The sequence below is a fragment of the Hominilimicola sp. genome, assembly GCF_046972485.1.
GTDB lineage: Bacteria > Bacillota > Clostridia > UBA1381 > UBA1381 > Hominilimicola > Hominilimicola fabiformis.
This window is the reverse complement of the sequence record NZ_JBKVWU010000208.1, coordinates 1-1,941: the sequence shown is the minus strand read 5'-3', so window position 1 is coordinate 1,941 and position 1,941 is coordinate 1. Positions and strand designations below refer to the sequence as shown.

At 39.3% G+C, this 1,941-nt stretch carries 2 protein-coding genes; both read left to right on the top strand.

Going from position 1 to position 1,941, the window contains the following annotated elements; all coding sequences use genetic code 11:
• Positions 1 to 945: rhamnulokinase (locus tag ACLTU0_RS11830; RefSeq protein WP_412322645.1), on the top strand; the 945-nt coding region annotated here is incomplete at its 5' end.
• Positions 946 to 1,083: 138 nt separating this feature from the next.
• The coding region (locus ACLTU0_RS11825) for a DUF3794 domain-containing protein (RefSeq protein ID WP_412322644.1) at positions 1,084 to 1,941 on the top strand (858 nt) is incomplete at its 3' end.

Here is a 1,941-nt window from a genome sequence, read left to right as displayed (position 1 = left end):
ACACAGATGTACAACAGTGAAAAGTACGAATGGTCATACGATTTGTTAAAGAAACTCGGTATTCCGACAGAAATTTTAACAGATGTTATATTCCCAGGTGAAATTGTCGGCAAAGTAAAACCGGAACTTGCAGAAGAACTTGGTATTGAACAAGTGCCTGTTGTTGCGGTTGCTTCACACGATACGGGAAGTGCCGTTGCTTCAGTACCGGTTGTTGACCAAAAAGACTTTATTTACATATCTTCGGGTACATGGTCACTTATGGGTGTTGAACTTGACAAGCCTAATACTTCGGACGGTGCATTCAACCATAACTTTACAAACGAGGGCGGAGTTAATAAGACAATCCGTTTCTTGAAGAACATTATGGGACTATGGCTAATCCAAGAATCAAGACGTCAATGGGACAGAGAAGGCGAACTTCTAAGCTTTGACGAACTTGAAAGACAGGCAAATGCGGCAGAACCTTTTGCAAGTCTTGTTGATCCGGATTATGCAGAGTTCCAAACACCGGGTAATATGCCTAAGCGTATAAAGGAATACTGTAAAAAGACAGGTCAGAAAGTGCCTGAAACAAAGGGCGAAGTTGTAAGATGTATCGCAGAAAGCCTTGCGTTCAAGTATCGTCAAACTGTTGAGGGTATGGAGGACGTTACAGGCAACAAGTACAATGTTGTTAATATTGTCGGCGGTGGTATAAAGGACAAGATGATTTGTCAATTTACCGCAAACGCAACAAAGCGTGTTGTTAGCACAGGCCCTGTTGAGGCTACAAGTATCGGTAACGTAATTGTACAGGCAATGGCTATGGGTGCGATTAAGGACATCAATGAAGGCAGAAAAGTTGTTCGCAATTCATTCGATATTAAAACATATGAGCCGCAAGATTCAGAAAAGTGGGATGCGGCTTACGAAAAGTGGAAAGAAATTATTAAAAACGCATAATTAAGAATAATTCATAAAAATTCTCATAGTATTTACTATGAGAATTTTTTTATTAGAAAAGTTTGAATAAAGTTGTACACAGAAATGTGAACAATTTTTTAGAATTTTATTTAACGAAAGGAGAGAATTATATTAATTATGGAATTAGTAAAGGAGAATGTAACTGTAAATCAAGTTTCGTGCAAGGGCGACACGCAGGTACTTGTTGATGAGGACATAATCGTACCCGATGTGAAACCCGATATACTAAAAATTTTGCAGCTTGACGCAGTATCGTGTATTACGAACAAGGAAATTACAAACGGACGAGTAAATGTCACAGGCAGAGTTGATTTGAAAATTTTGTACATACCCGACAGTGACAGAGAAAAGGTAAAAAGTATTATAACGTCGTTTGACTTTACGCAAAATGTGGACAGCAAAAATATAACCGACGATATGACTGCAATTATAATGGCAAACGTGGATAGAGCCGAATTTTCGCTTATAAACAGTCGTAAACTGAGAATTAAGGTGATTGTGGGTTTGGACTATGAGGTTGTAGCCGAAAAGAATGTTGAGATAGCGGTTGAGGCGGAGGACTGCGATAATGCGGAATTGCTCAAGGAAAACGTAAAACTGCAAAATTGTATCGGACTGACGGAAACTGAATTTTCTGTAAAGGAATCAATAGAAGTTCCGAACGGTCAGACATCAATCAACGAGATATTGAAAGTCGATACAAAAATATCCGATTCGGAATATAAAGCGGTTACGGGAAAGATTGTTGTAAAAGGGGAAATAAGTGTATGCGTTCTGTATACCGACAGTGACTGTTGTATTCAGTTTATGGAAAGCGAAGTGCCTTTTACGGAAATTATTGATTGCGACGACGCCGGTGACGAAACGATATGCGATATTGATTACAGCATATCGGACGTAAGGTATCAGATTGCTGAGGATAATGACGGCGATAACAGAATTGTTGATATTGACGTAACCGTTACGGCACAGGTC